The 15,661-nt window shown below is 63.9% G+C and carries 18 protein-coding genes; 15 read left to right on the top strand and 3 right to left on the bottom strand.

What is annotated here, in order from left to right; genetic code table 11:
* Window positions 1–34: 34 nt before the first annotated feature.
* Both HJA_RS01940 and HJA_RS01935 read left to right on the top strand, forming a co-directional pair.
* Window positions 35–403, top strand: coding sequence for a nuclear transport factor 2 family protein (locus HJA_RS01940; protein WP_035577451.1), 369 nt, complete (start codon window positions 35–37; stop codon window positions 401–403).
* Window positions 404–559: 156 nt separating this feature from the next.
* The gene (locus tag HJA_RS01935; protein ID WP_155839831.1) at window positions 560–2,812 is read left to right on the top strand and encodes a TonB-dependent receptor family protein; all 2,253 of its coding nucleotides are present in this window, start codon (window positions 560–562) and stop codon (window positions 2,810–2,812) included.
* A gap of 27 nt (window positions 2,813–2,839) precedes the next feature.
* Here HJA_RS01935 and HJA_RS01930 read toward each other — a convergent pair whose 3' ends face one another.
* Entirely contained in the window at window positions 2,840–3,325 is a 486-nt protein-coding gene (locus tag HJA_RS01930) for a flavodoxin family protein (protein WP_035577991.1), read from the bottom strand.
* A 74-nt stretch (window positions 3,326–3,399) separates the two neighbouring features.
* Here HJA_RS01930 and HJA_RS01925 point away from each other — a divergent pair, with 74 nt between their 5' ends.
* Both HJA_RS01925 and HJA_RS17745 read left to right on the top strand, forming a co-directional pair.
* Window positions 3,400–3,612, top strand: a complete 213-nt coding sequence (locus HJA_RS01925) for a hypothetical protein (protein ID WP_035577449.1) — start codon at window positions 3,400–3,402, stop codon at window positions 3,610–3,612.
* Between the two features lie 56 nt (window positions 3,613–3,668).
* A complete protein-coding gene (locus tag HJA_RS17745) occupies window positions 3,669–4,784 on the top strand; it encodes an aromatic ring-hydroxylating oxygenase subunit alpha (RefSeq protein ID WP_081814463.1) in 1,116 nt (371 codons plus the stop codon).
* Here the strand turns inward: HJA_RS17745 and HJA_RS01915 are convergent.
* Window positions 4,781–5,539 (bottom strand): alpha/beta hydrolase, encoded by a 759-nt coding sequence (locus HJA_RS01915; RefSeq protein WP_035577447.1) that lies wholly within the window; start codon window positions 5,537–5,539, stop codon window positions 4,781–4,783. The genes HJA_RS17745 and HJA_RS01915 overlap by 4 nt on opposite strands.
* Window positions 5,540–5,594: 55 nt before the next feature.
* On the opposite strand from HJA_RS01915, the gene HJA_RS01910 reads away from it, so the two are divergent.
* From HJA_RS01910 to HJA_RS01865, 11 genes are all read left to right on the top strand, one after another.
* Window positions 5,595–6,755, top strand: coding sequence for a glycosyltransferase family 4 protein (locus tag HJA_RS01910; protein WP_035577986.1), 1,161 nt, complete (start codon window positions 5,595–5,597; stop codon window positions 6,753–6,755).
* An 18-nt stretch (window positions 6,756–6,773) separates the two neighbouring features.
* Entirely contained in the window at window positions 6,774–7,808 is a 1,035-nt protein-coding gene (locus HJA_RS01905) for a glycosyltransferase family 9 protein (RefSeq protein ID WP_051597247.1), read from the top strand.
* Window positions 7,809–7,921: 113 nt separating this feature from the next.
* On the top strand, window positions 7,922–8,446 hold the full coding sequence (infC, locus tag HJA_RS01900; protein WP_035577445.1) for a translation initiation factor IF-3: 525 nt from the start codon (window positions 7,922–7,924) through the stop codon (window positions 8,444–8,446).
* A 272-nt stretch (window positions 8,447–8,718) separates the two neighbouring features.
* Window positions 8,719–8,919: a 50S ribosomal protein L35 gene (gene rpmI, locus HJA_RS01895; RefSeq protein ID WP_035577982.1), complete on the top strand. Its 201-nt coding sequence runs from the start codon at window positions 8,719–8,721 to the stop codon at window positions 8,917–8,919.
* 46 nt (window positions 8,920–8,965) lie between these two features.
* The gene (gene rplT, locus HJA_RS01890; RefSeq protein WP_035577442.1) at window positions 8,966–9,328 is read left to right on the top strand and encodes a 50S ribosomal protein L20; all 363 of its coding nucleotides are present in this window, start codon (window positions 8,966–8,968) and stop codon (window positions 9,326–9,328) included.
* Between the two features lie 28 nt (window positions 9,329–9,356).
* Entirely contained in the window at window positions 9,357–9,518 is a 162-nt protein-coding gene (locus HJA_RS18475) for a hypothetical protein (RefSeq protein WP_155839830.1), read from the top strand.
* Window positions 9,519–9,679: 161 nt separating this feature from the next.
* Complete coding sequence (gene pheS, locus HJA_RS01885) at window positions 9,680–10,756, top strand: phenylalanine--tRNA ligase subunit alpha (protein ID WP_035577439.1); 1,077 nt, start codon at window positions 9,680–9,682, stop codon at window positions 10,754–10,756.
* Window positions 10,753–11,202: an ASCH domain-containing protein gene (locus HJA_RS01880; RefSeq protein ID WP_051597246.1), complete on the top strand. Its 450-nt coding sequence runs from the start codon at window positions 10,753–10,755 to the stop codon at window positions 11,200–11,202. Before pheS ends, HJA_RS01880 begins: the two co-directional genes overlap by 4 nt.
* A gap of 9 nt (window positions 11,203–11,211) precedes the next feature.
* Window positions 11,212–11,832, top strand: a complete 621-nt coding sequence (locus tag HJA_RS01875) for a hypothetical protein (protein ID WP_035577438.1) — start codon at window positions 11,212–11,214, stop codon at window positions 11,830–11,832.
* 3 nt (window positions 11,833–11,835) lie between these two features.
* Window positions 11,836–14,229: a phenylalanine--tRNA ligase subunit beta gene (gene pheT / locus HJA_RS01870; RefSeq protein ID WP_035577436.1), complete on the top strand. Its 2,394-nt coding sequence runs from the start codon at window positions 11,836–11,838 to the stop codon at window positions 14,227–14,229.
* A 28-nt stretch (window positions 14,230–14,257) separates the two neighbouring features.
* On the top strand, window positions 14,258–15,142 hold the full coding sequence (locus HJA_RS01865) for an ion transporter (RefSeq protein WP_241764273.1): 885 nt from the start codon (window positions 14,258–14,260) through the stop codon (window positions 15,140–15,142).
* Window positions 15,143–15,149: 7 nt separating this feature from the next.
* Here the strand turns inward: HJA_RS01865 and HJA_RS01860 are convergent, their stop codons facing one another.
* Window positions 15,150–15,572 carry a YbaN family protein gene (locus tag HJA_RS01860; protein WP_162177012.1) on the bottom strand — a complete coding sequence of 141 codons (423 nt, stop codon included), beginning with the start codon at window positions 15,570–15,572 and terminating at the stop codon, window positions 15,150–15,152.
* Window positions 15,573–15,661 lie beyond the last annotated feature (89 nt).

Below are 15,661 nucleotides of genomic sequence, written 5' to 3'. Positions count from 1 at the left end.
CGATTTCACAGCCATAAAAACAGGGAGGCACGCCATGGGCAATGAACAGGTGATCCGGGAGTTTATCGCGGCCTGGTCGCGGCTGGATGTGGAGGAGCTGGTGGGCTTCTTTGCCGAGGACGGCATCTATCACAACATGCCGACGGGCCCGGTGCAGGGGCATGAGGCGCTGCGCATATTTATCGGTGGCTTCATCAATGGCTGGAGCGAGACGGTCTGGGATGTCCTCACGCTGATGTCCGCCGGGAACACGGTGATCGCCGAGCGCCTCGACCGTACCGTCGCGCATGGCAAGCAGATCGACCTGCCCTGTTGCGGCGTCTTCGAGATGAAGGACGGCAAGATCGCCGTCTGGCGCGACTATTTCGACCTTGCCACCTACATGAAGCCGCTGGGCGGGTGACCGCGCCCCCTTTGCTTTGACGTTCTGCTCCTGGCGGGTGGCCGGGGGATGAGCAGGACTCCTCGCAATTTTTGCAAATAGGTCGCACTTGCATTCTCAAACTGTCTCCAATAAACAGCCGCGACCTGAATAGAAAATAAGCGGAGCGAGGGCAGCGTGAGCGGTTTGAAGAGCAGTTTCCTGATGGCGTCGGCGGCTGTGCTGGCCCTTTCGGCCGGGGCAGAGGCGCCGGAAGCGGCAGAAGGGGACGACCCCTATCGCCTGTTGTCGACGGTCGTGGTCACGGGCTCGTCCGAGGCGGCGCTGGAAGTGGCGGGTTCGGTCTCGTTCCTGACGGATGCCGACCTGTCGGTGCAGGCCCAGAGTGACGTGCTGCGCATCCTGCGCGCCGTGCCGGGCGTGAACATCCAGGAAGAGGACGGCTATGGCCTGCGCCCGAATATCGGCCTGCGCGGCTCCGGCTCTGACCGCTCGTCGCGCGTGGCACTGATGGAAGATGGCGTGCCGATCTCGCCGGCACCCTATGCCTCGCCATCGGCCTATTACTTCCCGACCATCGCCCGGATGAGCGCCATCGAGGTGACCAAGGGCCCGGCGGCGATCCTCTACGGCCCGCGCACCACAGGCGGGGCGATCAACATGTTCTCGACGCCCGTGCCGGATGCGCCGTCTGGCTACGGACAGGTGATGTTCGGCACGAATGACCGCCAGCGCGCGCACCTCTGGCTGGGCGGCAAGACGGACGCAGCGGCTGGCTGGCAGCTGGGCGGCCTTGTCGAAGTGTTCACCGACGAGACGGACGGCTTCAAGCGGCTGGACAATGGCCGCCCGACCGGCTTCGACGCGGACGACCTTGTCCTGAAGCTCGGCGCCTACAAGGCCGATGGGCCGATGCCGCAGAGCGTGGAGCTGAAATACCAGACGCGGGAAGAGACCTCGAACGAGACCTATTTCGGCCTGACGCTGGATGATTTCCGCGCCGATCCTTACCGGCGCTACGATGCGAGCACGGACGATGTGTTCAATGGCGAGAACGAGCTGTTCCAGCTGACCCACCGGATCGACCTCACGCCGGACCTCAGCCTGACGACGATTGCCTATCATCACGATTTCGCGCGCAACTGGTACAAGCTGCAGGGCATCAATGCCGATGGCACCGGCGCGAGCGGGGATGTCTCCATCTCCAGCGTGCTGACCGATCCGGTCACCTATGCGGCGGAGTATGACCTCGCTGTGGGCATTGTGAGCCTCGACGATTCCATCGTCTACCGGGCCAACCGGCGGGCCTACTACAGCGAGGGCGTCCAGTCGGTGCTGAACTGGAAGACGGCCTTTGGCGGCGTGGATCATGAGCTGACCATCGGTGCCCGCGTCCATCAGGACGAGGAAGACCGGTTCCAGGAAGAGGATGCCTATCGCCTTGAGGGCGGGCAGCTGATCCTGACCACGGCAGGCGCGGCTGGCAGCCAGGCAAACCGCATCTCCTCCGGCGAGGCGCTGGCCCTGTTCGTGCAGGACAAGTTCACGATCGGGCGGCTCTCCGTTACGGGCGGGGCGCGGTTCGAGGATTACGAACTGACGCGTGAAGACTATGCGACCAGCGACCCGACCCGCGCCGCAGGGCCGACGCAGGTGAGGGAGCTTTCCGACACGGTGGTCGTGCCGGGCCTCAGCGCGCTTTACGAGATCAGCGGGACGACGACGCTGCTGGCCGGCGTGCATCGCGGCTTCGCCATCGCCAGCCCCGGCACCACGAACGCCGATGTCGAAGAAAGCGTGAACTGGGAGTTCGGCGGGCGTTACTCGCGCGGCGAGTTCGAACTGGAAGCGATTGCCTATTTCAACGACTATTCGAACCTGCTGGGCACGTGCACGGCCTCGTCCGGCGGCGGCTGTACGGTGGGTGACCAGTTCAATGGCGGCGAAGTCGACGTTCAGGGGCTGGAACTGACGGCCAGCTGGGATGCCGCCGCTGTTCTGGACACGGATCTCTCCATTCCGGTCAGCCTCGTCTACACGCTGACCGATGCCGAATTCCAGACGAGCTTCGAGAGCGATTATGAGCCCTGGGGCGATGTCGCCGCCGGAGATGAGCTGCCTTACATCGCCGACCAGCAGCTGACGCTGAGCGCCGGCCTTGAAACGGATCGCTGGGGCGCGAGCCTGTCGGGCAATTATGTCTCCGACGCACGGGCACGTGCCGGGCAGGGCAGCATCCCGGAGCGCGAACTGATCGAAGCGCGCTGGGTGGCCGACATGGCTGTCTGGGTGGACCTGGCCGACCGTATCCGGTTGCGGGCCAAGGCCGAGAACCTGTTCGACGAAGTCTATGTCGCCTCGATCGACCCGGCGGGTCTCCGGCCCGGCAAGCCGTTCGAGTTCCTGATGGGCGTGGAAGTGTCGTTCTGAGGCTGGGGCTTCAGAACACGCCCATCTTCAGAACACCCCCATCTTCAGTCCGGCGCCGAGCGCGGCGCCGAGGTCGCGGCACTTCTCCAGCTCTGCCTCCGGGATGGTTTTCTCTGCGAGAATCTCTTCCGGCGTCTGAGCGCTGGTGTTCACGATCAGGGGTGGCTGGACCTCGCGCAGGCGCCAACCTTTGGCGATGCGGGCCGCCTGGCGTGCGGCGCCTTCGCCGTCCGAACCTGCGCAGATCATCAGGGCGTAGGAGCGGCCCTCGATCCGTCCGAGGACGGGATAATAGCAGCGGTCGAAGAATTCCTTCATCGCGCCGGAGAGCGCGGCGAGGTTTTCCGGCCCGGCGAAGAGGTATCCGTCTGCGGCCATCAGGTCTTCGGGGCTGGCTTCCTCCGCGCGCATCAGCACGGCGTCTGCCTCTTCCTGTGCGGCGGCCAGGGCGGCTTCGGCCATCTGGCGCGTGCCACCTGTGCGGGAATGATAAACGATCAGTAATTGGGTCATGGCGGCGTCCATGTTAGACTTTGTGGCAGGAAAGGACACAAGAAGTCTTTCCGCCATAAAAATGGAGGAACCTCATGGCGACCCCGACACCGGTCGAAATCGAGATCAATGGCGAGACCTATAAAGGCAGTTACAGCACCGACGGCCATCTGCTGACGACCCGCTACCGCATGCAGGCGATGACCGATGAAGTCCGCACCACCGCGCCCGCGATTGCCGCGCGCGGCATGCTGGCCCGGCTCGTCCGGCTGGAGCAACGCGATATGGGCGGGGCCGGCGGGCACTGACCAGATTCAGGCGATTCAAAACTTGACGCCTGCGTCATCTTTCGTGAGGGTGACGTATGACTCAGGAATTTCTTTCCCCCGCCGCCGTCGCTGCGAGCCGAAGGCCGTTGGCGCAAGCTTATACCCTGCCGCCGGTCGCTTATACGGATCCAGGCCTCTGGCATGTCGAAAAGGCGCGTGTGCTGGCGCGCAGCTGGCTGCCGCTGGCGCGGGTCGACCAGGTGCCGGGGGCAGGGGATTATCTCTCGGCAGACCTCGGCGGCGAGCCGGTGATGGTGGTGCGCGGTGAGGACGGCGCCGTGCGGGTGCTGTCGCGTGTCTGCCGTCACCGGGCCGCGCTGGTGGCGGAAGGGCAGGGCTGCCGCAAACTGTTCACCTGTCCCTACCACGCCTGGTCCTATGACACGAAAGGCAGTCTCGTCCGCGCGCCGCTGATGGAGGGCGCAGAGGAGTTCGATCCGGTGGCCCACGGCCTGCGCGAGATCCGCTCCGAGATCTGGGAAGGCTTCGTCATGGCGACGCTGGACGCCGACGCGCCGGCCTTCGCCCCGCAGGTCAGCGGGTTTGCGGACTATTTCGCGAACTACAATCTCGGCAGCTTCTTTGTGGCGCGCACGCTGGATTATTCGCATGGCTGGAACTGGAAGGTGCTGGCCGAGAATTTCATGGAAGCCTACCACCACATCGCGGCCCATTCGAAGACGCTGGAGCCGGGCTACCATGCCCGCGACTCGCAAGTGCCGGATACGGGCCAGCCCTGGTCCATCCTGCACATGCCGGCGGCGGACCGGGACACGCCCCAGCCACCGGTGCCGGGGCTCGAAGACTGGCAGCTGCGTGACCTGATCGCCGCCAATGCCTTTCCGGGCCTGCTGCTGGCCGTCCAGGGCCCGTTCATGGCCTGGTACCAGATGACCCCGCTGGCGGCAGACCGGCTGGACCTCAAGATCCATCTCTGCTTCCCGGACTGGATGCAGGGCCTCGATGACTATGCCGCCATTGTGGACGGGGCCGAAGCCTCCATCCGGGGCGTGCATGAGGAAGACATTGCCGCGAACGATCTTGTCTGGGCAGGCCTCAACGCGCCGCTATCCCGCGCCGGGCCGCTGTCGCCGCTGGAGAAGTCGATCTGGCAGATGAACCAGTGGTGGCTGGACCGGATGGGCGCCTAGGCGCCTGCAATACCAGCGATTTCCGAGCAGGTGGCCAAAAGGCGGGCAATGTCCTGGTCGCGGGAGAGGCGGTGGTCGCCATCCTTGATCAGGGTGAAGACGAGATCTTTCGAGCTCATCGCCTCGACCAGCCGGAAGGCGTGACGCCAGGGGACGTCCGGATCTTCGGCCCCCTGCAGGATGCGTACAGGGCATTCGAGGTCGATGGGCGCGTCCAGCAGCTGCCAGTCGCGGCCGTCCTCGATCAGCGCTTTGGTAATCGGATAGGGGTCGCCATAGTCAGACGGGCGCAGGGTGAGGCCGTGCTCCATGATTTCTTCCTGCTGGCGCGGCGTGAATTCCGGCCACATCAGCTTTTCGGTGAAATCCGGCGCCGGCGCGATCAGCACCATGCCGGCAAGGCGCTCGCGCCGGGCGAGACCTGAGAGCAGGGCCATCCAGCCGCCCATGCTGGAGCCGACAAGCACCAGCGGGCCGTCCGTCAGCGCATCGATGGCGTCGAGGGCGTCCTCGCGCCATCGGGAAATCGTACCGTCCTCGAAGGCGCCGCCTGATTCGCCATGGCCGGAATAATCGAAGGCGAGGAAGCCGTGGCCATTCTCTTTCGCCCATTGCTCAAGGCACATGACCTTGGACCCGGTAATGTCGGACTTGAACCCGCACAGCCACACATAGGTGAGATCGCTGCGGGCAGGGGCGAAGCGGCGGTAGGCCAGCTGTCTGCCGTGAGGGGAGATGAAATGTTCGGTTGTCATAACCTGTCCGTTCCGCCATCTCTCTCGCCTGTCAAGCGAATGGGTGGCACGCGACTTGGAACCTTTTCCCGATCTGACCGGCAAGACCATCCTGCAGGTCGCCCCCGAATTGTCCGCAGGCGGTGTGGAACGCACCGTGCTGGAAGTGACCGAAGCCATCGTGGAAGCGGGCGGCCGGGCGCTGCTGGCCAGCCGCGGCGGGCGGTTGGAGGACGAGTTCGAAAAACTGGGCGGCGAGCTCTTTCGTATGGATGCCAAATCCAAGAACCCGGTCGTGCTGAAGCTCAATGAAGGCAGGCTGAAGCGCATCATCCGGAATGAGGGCGTTCACCTTGTCCATGCCCGGTCCCGCGCGCCGGCCTGGAGCGCCTATGCGGCGGCGAAGGCCACCGGCGTGCCGTTCGTCACAACCTATCACGGGGCCTATTCGGGCGAGGAGGGCCTCAAACGGAAGTACAATTCCGTCATGGCCAAGGGCGATCTTGTGATCGCCAATTCCCAGTGGATCGCGGCGCATGTGCAGCGTGTGCATGGCATTCCGCCGGAGCAGATCGTGACCATCCCGCGCGGCGTGGATCTTGCCGCGTTCGACCCTGCCGCCGTGCCGCAGGCGCGGATCGATGCCGTGCGTACGCGCTGGGGCCTGAAGGACGACACGCGCCTGACCCTGTTCCTGCCGGGCCGCCTGACGGAATGGAAAGGCCAGCTGCTGGCGATTCAGGCGCTCGGCCTGCTGGCGCCGGAAGAGCGCGAAGGGCTGGTCCTTGTCCTTGCCGGCGATGCACAGGGGCGCGACGCCTATGAAGGCCGGATCTATGACACGGTCCGCCATCTGCAGCTGGACGGTCAGGTTCTGGTCGTGGGCCACGAGACCGACATGCCGGCCGCTTACCTCGCCGCCGACATTGTCATGGCGCCTTCGACGCGGCCGGAAGCCTTCGGCCGGGTGGCGGCGGAAGCCTCCGCGATGGCGCGGCCGGTGATCGTGTCCGACCATGGCGGCGGGCGTGAAACCGTGCTCGACGGGGAGACAGGGGCCCGCTTCCAGCCGGGCGACGCGGCGGCGCTGGCGGGCGCGATCCGGGCGCTGCTGGCCGTCGGGAAAACCGCCCGCGCCAGCATGGGAAAGGCCGGACAGGCGCATGTCCGCAGCCATTTCTCCAAGCGGGGGCTTCAGATGGCTACCCTCGGCGTCTATAAGCGCCTGATCGGTTAGGGGACCGACGAGGTAGGCATGGCGAAAACCGCAAAACTGGCCAGCCCGGTCAATCCGGGGGCTGGCGCAAAGGAAGTACTGGTCATCAAGCTGAGCGCGCTCGGTGACTTTGTGCTGGCGCTCGGCGCCATGAAAGCCGTGCGCGACTTCCATCCGTCGGCCCGGATCACGCTGCTGACGACGCCGCCTTTCGAGGATTTTGCCAAGCATTGCCCGTATTTCGACCGGATCGAGACCGACGGGCGCCCCGCCACGATGAAGGCGACGACGGCGCTGCTGAACCGGATCCGCAAGTCGAAATACGACATCATCTATGATTTCCAGACCTCCGGGCGTACGAAAAACTATTTCACGGCACTGAGCCGCACGGGCAAGGCGCCGCTCTGGTCAGGCCACCACGAGAAGGCGGCCTTCTTCCACGACAATCCGGACCGGGCGACCATGCACTCGATCGACCGGCTGGCCGAACAGCTGGCTGTGGCGGGTGTCGCGCCGGACGGGCGCTGGAACCGCCAGAACTTCCCGAAGCCGGACCTCAGCTGGGTGCGGCCGAAACTGCGCGACGCACCGCGCCTGCAGCCCGCGTACTTTGGGCTGGAACAGCCCTATATGCTGCTGATTCCGGGCGCGTCCGAACACCGTGAGGCCAAGCGCTGGCCGGTGGAGCGGTTCGCCGAACTGGCCAAACGGATCGCCGATGCGGGCGTCACGCCGGCGATTATCGGCGGCAAGGCCGAGGGCAAGATCGCGCAGGACATATTGAAGCTGGAGAAGCGGGCCAAAAGCCTCGTCACCCGGACGGACCTCTTCCAGATTGTAACTCTGGCGGAAAAAGCTGCCTTCGTCGTCGGCAATGATACCGGCCCGATGCATATGGCCGCCATTGCCGGGGCGCCGGGCGTCGCCCTGTTCGCCACCAATGAAAGCAATCCCGACCATGCGGCCCCGCGCGGCGCCCGCTCGCCGATCATCAATTCGGCCCCGACGCTCGCGGAACTGGAAGTTGATACGGTCTGGCGCTCGATCCTGGCGCTGGGTGTGCTTCCCACTTGACCGGGAACCAGAAATTGCCGAGTGCGCTCAGCCTTGAATATGCCCGCAACCACAGGCATATTCAGGCATTCTGAGAACAGCCACAAAGGAGACAGGCCATAGCTCGCAGACCAATGAACGAAGCGCCCCAGAAAGATAAGGGACCGCGCACAAATGACGACATCCGGGCCGCAAAGGTCCTGTTGATCGACGAAAACGGTGAGAAACAGGGCGTCATGCCGATTTCCGCCGCGCTCGACGCTGCCCGCGAAGCGGGTATGGACCTAGTCGAGGTTTCGCCGAACCAGGAAGTCCCCGTCGTCAAGATTCTCGACTATGGCAAGCTGCGTTTCGAAGAGCGGAAGAAGAAAGCCGCTGCGAAGAAGAAGCAGAAGAATTCCGAACTCAAAGAAATCAAGATGCGTCCGAACATCGACGTGCATGACTATGAAGTCAAAGCGAAGGCGATGACGCGCTTCTTTGAGGCAGGCGACAAGGTGAAGGTCACCCTGCGCTTCCGCGGCCGGGAAATGGCGCACCAGCATCTCGGCATGGAACTGCTGAACCGGGTGAAGGAAGACTTCGACGAAATGGCGAAAGTCGAGCTGGAACCGAAGCTCGAAGGCCGCCAGATGACGATGGTGCTCTCACCGCGATAAATGGTGCGCTGTGCACCATGTAGAACACCGTCTAAACACCATATATACACCATGAAGAGCCGGCCGGGCGGACCCTGCCGGCTCTTCTTGTTACGGGGCAGGGCAGCCGGGCATTTTCAAGTGCATTTCCAGCCGCTTTCACCCCTTGATTCCCTTGGCCCAATCCGTCATAAGCCGCCTCTTCCGAGTGGTGCTGGCGAACGGCATGCCCTCCACTCATGACAGACCGGGCCGCCCGCAAGGGTGCGAGCTCCACCAAAAAGGAGACTGAAATGCCGAAGATGAAGACCAAGAAGGCCGCTGCAAAGCGCTTCAAGATCACCGCAACGGGCAAGCTGAAGCACGGCGTCGCTGGCAAGCGTCACCGCCTGATCAGCCACAATGCAAAGTACATCCGCCAGAACCGCGGCACGTCCGTCGGTGCAAAGGCCGATGAAGCCCGTGTGAAAAAGTTCCTGCCGTACGGCCTCTAAGCCGCCGTCGCTGACTTAATACTGATCTTGATAGAAGGAGGCTCAAATGCCCCGCTCCCGCGCTAAAGTTCCTGCCCACGCCCGCCACAAGAAAATCCTGAAGCAGGCAAAGGGTTTCCGTAACCGCCGCAAGAATACGTTCCGCATCGCCAACCAGTCCGTCTGGGAAGCCGGCCAGTACGCCTATGTCGGCCGTAAAGTCAAAAAGCGGAAGTTCCGCTCGCTCTGGATCCAGCGCATCAACGCCGCTGTCCGCATCCACGACGACGAGATGAACTACTCGCAGTTCATCAACGGCCTGACCAAAGCCGGCATCGAAGTCGACCGGAAAGTCATGTCCGACATCGCCATCAAGGATCCGGACGCATTCGGCGCCCTGGTGGCCCAGGCCAAAGCGGCCCTCGCTTAAGTCATAAAGACCAGTCAGGAATTTCCCGATGTCGAAGTCCCCGAACTCCGTTCTGCACCCGGCGAAGAAGCCGCGCGTCAAGCGCCGCAACGCGACCTGGAAGGCCAATCTCGGCAAGCGCGCGAAAGTCCGCGTGTTTGGCAACACCAAGCGCGCACGGATCGCCCGCAAGAAAGCTGCCGGCAAGTAAGCTTTCTGACAGGCCCCGCGCCGCCGGTGACCGCCTGAAAAGGCAGCCGCCGAATTGAATGAGAGAAAGCCCGGCCGGTGTGCCGGGCTTTTCCGTTTCCGGATTTGCATGATCCCGCGAAGCGCCTACAAAGCCCGCGGAAACATAAAAGGGGCAAGACCTTGTCCGATATTACGACCATCGAAAACGAAGCGCTGGCGGCCGTCGCCGCAGCGGCTGACCTGGAAGCGCTGGACGCGGTGCGCGTGGCAGAGCTTGGCAAGAAGGGCAGGGTCTCCGGCCTGATGGGCTCGCTGGGCAAGATGAGCCCGGAAGAGCGCAAGGAAAACGGCCCGAAGCTGAACGCGCTGAAGAACCGCGTGAATGATGCGATCACCGCCCGCAAGACCGAGCTGGAAGCCGAGGCGCTGGAGAAACAGCTGGCCAGCGAAAAGCTGGACCTGACCCTGCCGCCGTCGCCAGGCCCCAAGGCTGGCGCGCTGCACCCGGTCATGCAGGTGTTCGAGGAAGTCGCGGCCATCTTCGGCGACATGGGCTTCACCGTGGCCGAAGGCCCGGACGTGGAAGACGACTGGCACAATTTCACCGCGCTGAACTTCCCTGAAGGCCACCCGGCCCGCGAGACGCACGACACCTTCTTCATGAAGGCGCAGGAAGGCGACACGCCGAAAGTGCTGCGTACGCACACCTCGCCCGTGCAGATCCGCACCATGATGGACCAGAAGCCGCCGATCCGCATTCTCGTGCCGGGCCGGGTTTACCGGAACGACTGGGATGCGACGCACACGCCAATGTTCCATCAGGTCGAAGGTCTCGTCATCGAGAAGGGCACCCATATGGGGCATCTGAAAGGCTGCCTGATCGATTTCGTCAAAGCCTTCTTCGAAGTCGACACTGTGGAAGCCCGCTTCCGCCCGCACTTCTTTCCGTTCACGGAGCCGTCGGCCGAGATGGACGTGAAATACACCCGCAAGGGCGAGACGATCGAGATCGGCGCCGGCGACAGCTGGATGGAGATTCTCGGCTCCGGCATGGTGCATCCGAATGTGCTGCGCAATTGCGGCATCGACCCGAACGAATATCAGGGCTTTGCCTTCGGTATGGGGATCGACCGCCTGGCCATGCTGAAATATGGCATGCCGGACCTGCGCCCGTATTTCGAGGCCGATCCGCAATGGACCCGCCATTACGGCTTCGCGCCGTGGAGCACGCCCTCCGTCAGCGGAGGGCTGTCGTGACGGCGAGCCCTTCCTCCTCTGATCTGCCGGAATGGACTTTCGGGGATGGCCCCGAACTGGCCGACCGTCTGGCGGCGCTGATCGTGGCGGGTGTGAAGACCGCCACCTGCAGCGACACAGGCATCCAGCCAGTGCCGGTGGAGGGTGAGCGCGGCTACCTGATGAGCGGCGATGGCCGACGGGTTGCGATCCTGCAAACCGAAACGGTCACGCGTATGAAATTCGCTGACGTGACAGAGGAACTGGCTGCGCTGGAAGGCGAGGGCGATCTCAGTCTCGACTACTGGCAGCGTGCGCACCGGGAGTATTTCACCCGGAATGGCGTGTTCGCAGAAGACATGGATGTGTTCTTTGAAACCTTCCGTCTGGAGAAAGTTCTCGATGACGCGTTCGCGGCGGCGGCCCCTCAGCACCTCGCGCAGGAACGCGCCGGGGCCGTGGCGTAGGAGGCGGGCATGGGCACAGGCAACAAGGTTGAAATGGTGATTGCGATCTGCGCGGTGGTGACCAGCGCGCTCGCGGTCTTCATTGCCTGGGACCAGGGCCGCGTCATGCGGGCCCAGCAGCACGGCTCTGTCTACCCGGTGCTGCAGGCCGATGGATATGTCTCCACAGAACCGCATGTCCGCGACATTGGTGTCCGGTTCCGCAACAGCGGTGTCGGGCCGGCGCTGATCGAATCGGTCGACATACTGGAAGATGACGAACGGCTGGACAGTCTTGATGCCTATCGTGAAACGCTGCCGGGCGGTTACGACCTGTCATGGACGAGCATGGTCGGGCGCGCTGTCGCGCCGGGGGAAACGATCAACGCCTTGCGGATTTCCTGGCCGGCGGACGCCATCAGCCCGGCCGTGCAGGCGGAAACGGCTGACAAGTGGGGCGAGCTGACCATGCTGGTCTGCTATTGCTCTGTGTTCAAACGCTGCTGGGAAGTTGAAGGCCTGTCGAAGAACTCACCCGCCCGGCGTGTGAAGGCCTGCACGCGCAGCGAAGAAGATATTTTTGAGAACCTGTCTGAGAACCCTTCGCCGGTCAGTCAGGTTCAAGACGCATTAGATCCCGAACTGGAATAGACGATGAAATTCACCCTTTCCTGGCTGAGCGACCACATCGCCTCCAAGGCGACGCTGGAGGAGATTCTGGCCTGCATGCAGAAGGCCGGCCTCGAGGTCGAGGACGTGCATGACCCGCGCGAGAAGCTGAAAGACTTCACCGTGTGCAAGGTGATCGAGGCCGAACCGCATCCGGATGCGGACAAGCTGCGCGTGTGCAAGGTGGAAACCGTGGACGGCATGAAGCAGATCGTCTGCGGCGCACCGAATGCCCGTGCCGGGATGACGGCGATCTATGCGCCGCTCGGCACATATATTCCGGGGCTGGACTTCGCGCTCGACAAGAAGCCGCGTGCGATCCGCGGCGTCGAAAGTCATGGCATGATGTGCTCCACCAAGGAGATTGAAGCCGGCGAGGATCATGACGGCATTGCCGATCTCGACGACTCGATCCCGCTCGGCACGCCGGCGGCCGAGGCGCTGGGCCTTGCCGATCCGGTGATCGATTTCGAAGTGACGCCGAACCGTCCGGACTGGCTGGGCGTGCAGGGCATTGCGCGCGACCTCGCCGCGGCCGGGGCAGGGCGGTTCATTCCCAATGATGTGAAGAAAGTCTCCGGCAGCTTCGACTGCCCGATCGAGATCAGACTTGAGGCCAAGGAAGCCTGTCCGATGTTCGCGGGCGCGCTGGTGAAAGGCGTGAAGAATGGTCCGTCGCCGGACTGGATGCAGCAGCGCCTGAAAGCTGTCGGCATCCAGCCGCGTTCGCTGTTGGTGGATGTCACGAACTTCATCTCGCTCGATCGCGCCCGCCCGCTGCACGCCTATGATGCGGCCAAGCTGCAGGGCGCTGTCACGGCGCGCCTCGGCAAGAAGGGCGAGAAGCTGGTCGCCATTGACGGCAAGACCTATGACATCGGCGAAGAGATGTGCGTCATCGCTGACGACAGCGGCGCCATCGGCCTTGGCGGTGTGATGGGCGGCGAGTCGACGGCGGTTTCGGCCGAGACGACAGACGTGTTCATCGAGAGCGCCTGGTTCGATCCGCTGCGCACCGCCCGCACGGGCCGCGCAACCGGCATCCATTCCGATGCGCGCTACCGGTTCGAGCGCGGCGTCGATCCGCAATCCTGTGTCGATGGCCTGAACCTCGCGCTCGCGCTGATCGTGGAATTCGGCGGCGGCACGGTGTCCAAGGCGAATGTCGCGGGCATGATCCCGGCCCGCGCAGACAAGGTGACGTTCTATCCGGCCGACGTGGAGCGCCTGACCGGTCTGAAGGTGAAGAGCGCCGATATGCGCCGTATCCTGAAGGACCTTGAGTTCTCCGTCGAAGATGCCGGCGATGCCTGGTATCTGATGCCGCCGAGCTTCCGGTTCGATATGGAACAGTCGGCTGACATTGTGGAAGAAATTGCCCGCATGGTTGGTTACGACCAACTGCCGACGACATCACTGCCGGCACCGGAGGGCGGCGTGCGCGCGATCACGACGCCGATCCAGGCGCGGGTGCGCACGGCGCGGCGCGTGCTGGCCGCGCGGGGCTTCCTTGAGGCGGTGACGTGGAGCTTCATGTCGAAGGCGAATGCGGCCCTGTTCGGAAAGACGCCGGACAGCCTGACGGTTGCGAACCCGGTGGCGAGCGATCTCAACCAGATGCGCCCGTCGATCCTGGCAAACCTGGCTGGCGCTGCTCAGCGCGCGGCCAACCGGGGTGAGCCCGGCGCCCGCTTCTTCGAGGCAGGCCCGATCTATCTGGGCGATGGCCCGGACGATCAGCGCACGGTCGTGGCGGCGCTTGTCCGCCCGGTGGCCGAACGCCACTGGCAGGGCGCGCCGAAGCCTTACGATTCCTACGCCGCGAAGGCAGACCTGTTCGCGGTGCTCGAGGCGCTCGGCCAGCCGGGGGACCGGTTCCAGGTCGCCCCGCCGACTCAGCCGCACTGGCATCCGGGGCAGGCCGCTGCGCTGAAGCTCGGCCCGAAGGTGACGGTTGCGCATTTCGGCGCGCTGCACCCGGGTGTGCTGAAGCAGCTGGATGTGGAAGGCCCGGCCTTCGGCTTCGAACTGAATCTCAACGCACTGCCGCTGATGAAGACGAAAGCGACCAAGACCAAGTCCGTGCTCGAACGGTCGGAGCTGACACCGATCCGGCGCGACATGGCGTTCGTGGTCGACGAGACCGTACCGGCGGCCGACCTGGTCCGCTTCGCCAAGGGCGCCGACAAGCAGCTGATCGACCAGGTGGAAGTCTTTGACGTCTATCAGGGCAAGGGCGTGCCGGAAGACAAGAAGTCGGTCGCGTTCGAGATCACGATCCAGCCGAAGGAAAAGCTGAAGGATGAAGACATCCAGGCCCTGATGGACAAGGTCGTGGCGGCCGTCGCCAAAGGCTGCGGCGGTGTGCTAAGGGGATAGGCAGCAGGGGAACGCAGCGAGGCAGGCAATGGCAGTGCAGCAGCTGATGGTGCAGAAGGGGCTGCGCTACAAGCTCTATCAGGAGCTGGTGCCCGAAGCGCGCCTGCGTAGCATCTCGGTCACCAACCTCTTCATTGTTGCGCTGGTCCTGCTGAGCTTCGTGTTCCTGGCACTGGAAACCGAACCGGCCCTGAATTCGCAAGCCGAATGGCGGGCCGTGTTCCGCGTATTCAACATCTTCGTCGTGTTCGCCTTCGCGGTGGAATATGTGCTGCGGGTCTTCGTGGCCGGACTGGACCCGGAATACCGGGGCATTGGCGGGCGGCTGAAATATATGACGCGGTTCTATTCGATCGCGGACCTGCTGGCCTTCCTGCCGGAACTGATCGTGATGCTGGCCGGGTTCGGCATACCGCTGATTGCGCTGCGGGTGCTGCGCCTCTTCCGGCTGATCAAGATTGCGCGCTTCGTGCCCGCCTTCGACATTTTCGGCGCGGCGGTCAAACGGGCCGGCACGCAGCTTCTCACCGCGCTCGCGATGGCACTGGTGCTGGTCTATGTCTCGGCGGTGGCGCTGTATTTCATCGAAGGCGTCGGAGGCGAACAGCAGGAAAGCTTCGCCTCGATTCCCCGTGCCATCTGGTGGGCCATCGCAACGCTGACCACGGTGGGCTATGGCGACGTTTACCCGGTGACGCCGCTGGGCCGGATGTTCGCGTCGGTCATCGCGATTGCAGGCATCGGTGTGGTGGCGCTTCCGGCCGGTGTGTTCGCCAGCGCGTTCTCGGACGAACTGCGCGAGCGCCAGGAGGCGAAGGAAAAGGCGGCCACGCATGCCTATTCCTCACAGGCCGAACGGACGCCGGACGGGAAGGTGCCGCTGCCCGGCACCGATGGCGGGCTTGGCGACTAGCCGCCGGTCAGGAATCGGAAGGGGCCCGGGGGCGCGTCATCACGAACAGTGCGCCGAAGCCGAGGATCGACAGGGCGATACTCAGCGGCACCGGCCGTTTCCAGAATGCGAAGCCGATCACAGCGGCTGACAGGCCCATGCCGCCGAGAGCTGCAGCCTTGCCGGCATGGCTGAGCGCGCCGGTCTCGACAAAGGTGCGGATCGGCGGGCCAATTTTAGGGCGGGCATAGATCCATTCCGCCCAGGCCGGGTTGGAGCGGGCGAAGGCCAGCGCAGCGACAATCCAGAACACTGTGGTGGGCCAGATAGGCAGAAACAGACCGATCGCGCCAAACGCGAACGAAATCAATCCGAGGATGCGCCAGCTCCACATGACGCGACGATGGCGCGTGGTGCCGCGGCTGGCAAGCTGGGTTTGGCGCTGCCGCACCGGCGAAATCCCCGAATAATGTCGGAATTGTCCAATTCGCGCCCTGTTCGCGCCGCCGCGAAGATGTGTAAGAGTGTTCATGTTATACG

It is taken from the genome of Hyphomonas jannaschiana VP2 (assembly GCF_000685215.1).
Classification (GTDB): domain Bacteria; phylum Pseudomonadota; class Alphaproteobacteria; order Caulobacterales; family Hyphomonadaceae; genus Hyphomonas; species Hyphomonas jannaschiana.
The sequence above is the reverse complement of the archived record's forward strand: the minus strand, read 5'-3'. Positions and strand labels throughout refer to the sequence as shown.

Bases quoted from the DNA above. Each gene is read 5' to 3' on its own strand.
- HJA_RS01940 (WP_035577451.1), top strand. From the start codon at position 35: ATGGGCAATGAACAGGTGATCCGGGAGTTTATCGCGGCCTGGTCGCGG.
- HJA_RS01930 (WP_035577991.1), bottom strand. From the start codon at position 3,325: ATGACCCAATTACTGATCGTTTATCATTCCCGCACAGGTGGCACGCGC.
- HJA_RS01925 (WP_035577449.1), top strand. From the start codon at position 3,400: ATGGCGACCCCGACACCGGTCGAAATCGAGATCAATGGCGAGACCTAT.
- HJA_RS17745 (WP_081814463.1), top strand. From the start codon at position 3,669: ATGACTCAGGAATTTCTTTCCCCCGCCGCCGTCGCTGCGAGCCGAAGG.
- HJA_RS01915 (WP_035577447.1), bottom strand. From the start codon at position 5,539: ATGACAACCGAACATTTCATCTCCCCTCACGGCAGACAGCTGGCCTAC.
- HJA_RS01905 (WP_051597247.1), top strand. From the start codon at position 6,774: ATGGCGAAAACCGCAAAACTGGCCAGCCCGGTCAATCCGGGGGCTGGC.
- infC (WP_035577445.1), top strand. From the start codon at position 7,922: ATGAACGAAGCGCCCCAGAAAGATAAGGGACCGCGCACAAATGACGAC.
- rpmI (WP_035577982.1), top strand. From the start codon at position 8,719: ATGCCGAAGATGAAGACCAAGAAGGCCGCTGCAAAGCGCTTCAAGATC.
- rplT (WP_035577442.1), top strand. From the start codon at position 8,966: ATGCCCCGCTCCCGCGCTAAAGTTCCTGCCCACGCCCGCCACAAGAAA.
- HJA_RS18475 (WP_155839830.1), top strand. From the start codon at position 9,357: ATGTCGAAGTCCCCGAACTCCGTTCTGCACCCGGCGAAGAAGCCGCGC.
- HJA_RS01875 (WP_035577438.1), top strand. From the start codon at position 11,212: ATGGGCACAGGCAACAAGGTTGAAATGGTGATTGCGATCTGCGCGGTG.
- pheT (WP_035577436.1), top strand. From the start codon at position 11,836: ATGAAATTCACCCTTTCCTGGCTGAGCGACCACATCGCCTCCAAGGCG.
- HJA_RS01865 (WP_241764273.1), top strand. From the start codon at position 14,258: ATGGCAGTGCAGCAGCTGATGGTGCAGAAGGGGCTGCGCTACAAGCTC.